This is a genomic window from Floridaenema fluviatile BLCC-F154, assembly GCF_041929135.1.
GTDB classification, from domain to species: domain Bacteria; phylum Cyanobacteriota; class Cyanobacteriia; order Cyanobacteriales; family Aerosakkonemataceae; genus Floridanema; species Floridanema fluviatile.
This window is the reverse complement of sequence record NZ_JBHFNS010000047.1, coordinates 1-3368: the sequence shown is the minus strand read 5'-3', so window position 1 is coordinate 3368 and position 3368 is coordinate 1. Positions and strand designations below refer to the sequence as shown.

Annotated in this window: 4 protein-coding genes; 1 reads left to right on the top strand and 3 read right to left on the bottom strand. The window is 38.5% G+C overall.

The features are described from left to right. Positions 1-57: 57 nt before the first annotated feature. Positions 58-1839 carry a hypothetical protein gene (locus tag ACE1B6_RS11665; RefSeq protein ID WP_413257400.1) on the bottom strand — a complete coding sequence of 594 codons (1782 nt, stop codon included), beginning with the start codon at positions 1837-1839 and terminating at the stop codon, positions 58-60. A 235-nt stretch (positions 1840-2074) separates the two neighbouring features. Here ACE1B6_RS11665 and ACE1B6_RS11660 point away from each other — a divergent pair, with 235 nt between their 5' ends. Continuing rightward, a complete protein-coding gene (locus tag ACE1B6_RS11660; RefSeq protein WP_413257399.1) occupies positions 2075-2320 on the top strand; it encodes a ribbon-helix-helix protein, CopG family in 246 nt (81 codons plus the stop codon). Between the two features lie 462 nt (positions 2321-2782). On the opposite strand, the gene ACE1B6_RS11655 is transcribed toward ACE1B6_RS11660, so the two are convergent. Then, a complete protein-coding gene (locus tag ACE1B6_RS11655) occupies positions 2783-3031 on the bottom strand; it encodes a DUF4926 domain-containing protein (protein WP_413257398.1) in 249 nt (82 codons plus the stop codon). Positions 3032-3033: 2 nt separating this feature from the next. After that, on the bottom strand, positions 3034-3222 hold the full coding sequence (locus ACE1B6_RS11650) for a DUF6883 domain-containing protein (protein WP_413257397.1): 189 nt from the start codon (positions 3220-3222) through the stop codon (positions 3034-3036). Positions 3223-3368: the final 146 nt, after the last annotated feature.

Below are 3368 nucleotides of genomic sequence, written 5' to 3'. Positions count from 1 at the left end.
AAACTGAGGTTTTTGCTATTGTTTGCTTAATCCAACAAATTAAAATAAATCCACCTCCTAAAACTCACAAAGCACTTCCGACAACAATTCGTAAATTGCGATCGCTCCAGTTCGTAAAGCCTTTGTTCCACTTAAACTTGTACCATCTTCATCAGTGAAAATACCGCAATTATCCCAACCCGGAACATTCGCTAAAGCTAAAGATTTGCCTAGTTGATATACAGCTTCTTCGATCGCATCTTGACTAAAACTAAGTTCATCTTTAACTTTTTTACATTCCTCGGCAATTAATTCCAGTTCTATCAATTGCTGATATTGTTCTGGCGTTAAGTTACTTGGTTCTACACACTCAGCGTAATTGTTAATCTCTAAGGGAAACTGCCATTTTGTTCCCGGCTTCAACACAAATTTACCAACTGCTACTGGTTCATCAAATCGCCAATCATTCACTATTGTTGACCCAGTAAATAATCCCATCTTTCCGGCATGAATCGGATGTTTGACAATCTTGACTACTGTTCCTGGTTCAATGGTATTAATATTCTCTGTAGTCACAGTTTGACTAAGCTCACTATTAACAGTTTCGTCAATAGCAGATTCGATTTGTTCTTGAAGCGATTTGATTTGCTGTTCTTGTGAGACAATTAGTTGTTGGTATTGATTTAATTTTAATTGTAAGGTATTTAATTCATCTGCCAACACATTGCTATCTATTGATGCTGAATTTTCTTTAACTTCTGCGATTTCACTTTTCAGTGTAGCAATAGTTTGGTTTTGTTGTCGAACCAGTTCAATCAGTTCGTTATACTCACGAGTAGTAATCGGAATCCCACCACCACCATGTTTTGTTGTTGGTTTGTGCAGATAAGTAGCGATCGCAATAATTAATTCAGCTATAGTTGGCTGAGGATTTAATTCATCCTTGACTCGCAGACGTGCTAATAAATTGGTTTTGGCTAACACCGCATCAGTATCGGTAATGTGGTAGATCCGAAAAGCGCGATCGATGTCTTCATCAGTTAACCGACGTAAGGATAAACTTTTGTCGATCGCTGAATTTAAACAACTTATCATCTCATCAGTTAACATTAGCTGATTCATCAAAAAACGTTGACATTTTTTCAGTTTCCCTAACTTGCCTTCAATATCATGACGAGTGCGTTCATCATCATTTAACTGCTCGTTCAAACCAGAAATTGTGGCTAACAGGTTGAGAAATTCATCGAAGGTATCTTTATCTAACGCCCGGAGTTCGGAGACAGGTTGCAGATAGATTTCTCCATCCCCAAAACCACGAATTGAGAGCAGTTCGTCATCTTCATTTAGCAGCAGTCCAATTTTGTTGAGGAAGACAACCGGACTACCTGCTGTTAATCTGGGTTCTATGGTTTGGTCTGTAGTTGATGCTAATCTTTCTTTAATCAGTGAAATCGTCCATTTGGTTTGAGTGGTGGCGATCGCTTCTACTTGGCTTTCAGTTCCCGCTAACAACAATGCTGTGTGACACAGAGGCAAATTCAAAATGTGCTGTTGTAAATTAGGAAATTTCGCTATCAGTTTTGCCTGGGCTGTTAAATTGCGGAAATAACGTACCAGTTCTTTCGGAAAACAGTGTTTGAGCAGTTTTTTAAATTCGGTTTCGCCTAACGCTGCTTCTAATTGCTTGAGTTTGTCTCCTAGTTCTAACGCTTGCTCTTTGAGGTGAACAAAAGTTGCAGCATGAGAATTTCCCAGTTGTACAACCTCTGTAGCTAACTCAACAGTATCAGTTGGGGTAGAATTTGCGAAAGTGAAGCCTTGGAGTTGGTTAATTGCAACGAATTTTGTGGTAGATGGCATAGTGATGCTCCAATTGACTTGATTTTGAGTTAATGTGTTGGTTGATTTTTTAGTTTCTTTGGAAGTGCGCTCTTGGGTTTCAGGAGCCACTTCGACTTTCTGTGCTCAGAAAAAAGCGGTTTTGTTAACCTGTTTATCAGAATAACAGAAAACTTGGTGATTTGCTATCATGTTTAGTGTGTTAACAAAAAAAACTCCGGCATAATTGAGAAAGAACAAGTTAACAAGTTGAACAGTGACTAACAAACAAAGTCAAACCAAGCCGATGGTTGGCTTAAGGATGGAGCAAGAAGACCTGGAACGCATAGACCAGATTGCGAAGGTTTCTGGTCGGACTCGCAGCGATGTCATGCTGGAGGCAATACTGAATTACTGGAATATTCGGCAGTATGAAACCGTGATGTCTGACATTCATACATTGCGAACAGAGATGGAAGCTCGACTCACTGCTTTAGAAGAAAAGTTGCAACTCAAGAGTTAATCGTTACTGATAGTTGAAGATATCAGATTTTGTTACAACACTTTAAGTGATTACTTGCCTTTACTATTAACTAAATCGCTCGGCTTTACTAGTATTTCACCGAATCTGAAATGATGAATTTCCCTGCTGTCAAAAGTAAAGTTATTTATCATCTTGAAGCAGATGTTAAAGGAAATGGTAAGTTAATAAGTGAAGCAACAAAGCTTCATCAGATAAAGATTACAGCTAAAGTCCACTATTAACTAAGGAGGAAAAAAGCTGTTTCATCTAAGCTCGATTGTGTTAACTAACAACAGCACTCAACAACTAGAAAACTGATATTTCCTCAACTGAATCAGGGGAGTAAGACAACTGAGTTTTAATTCTTCAGTGTCTCTCTAAGTTGAATTAATTAACAGAGGAAATTATTCGGTAAGTCCAGTTTGGGTGCTGTTGTTGTGAAAATTTGATTTTGGCAAAATATTAAGCTATCACCCGATCGAAAACGCGAACGTGCAACACTTCATTACTCATCAAAGGTTCAATCTGTGATTGAGCGACTGTAATCACTGCGATCGTTTCCCCAACAGCATTAAACACCTCTAAACTATAGCCATCCTCATCATCCGGTACGGGGTGATGTTCTACAATTGTTGCTACATCTCCCTGACAGAGTTTGTATTGGGGTAAATCTTCCCGTAATGCTACTCGTGTAAACAGTTCAAATTTCATGATTAAACCTCCTTATCGGGAAATAAAGTAATAAACTTGGTTTGTCCAGTTGCTTTCTCGCTCATCCAAATTGTAACCACTGGTAAAACTACCCGATTAACACCTGTCAAAGTTCCGCGAATTTGATAATGAGTGCCAAATCGTGTTTGTTCTGTGAATACTGCATCTAACGGTAATATTTGTTCTCGCAAATCCTCATTCGTGACAGGTTAAGAAAATGAAGCGAATGTCAATGAGAGAATATACTCAAAAATTAATCAAAAATCATTTCCCGAATCGCTCGCTGGTCGGGGAGAGGGAAAATGCAATTAGAAATTGCATTTTCCCTCTCTAAATG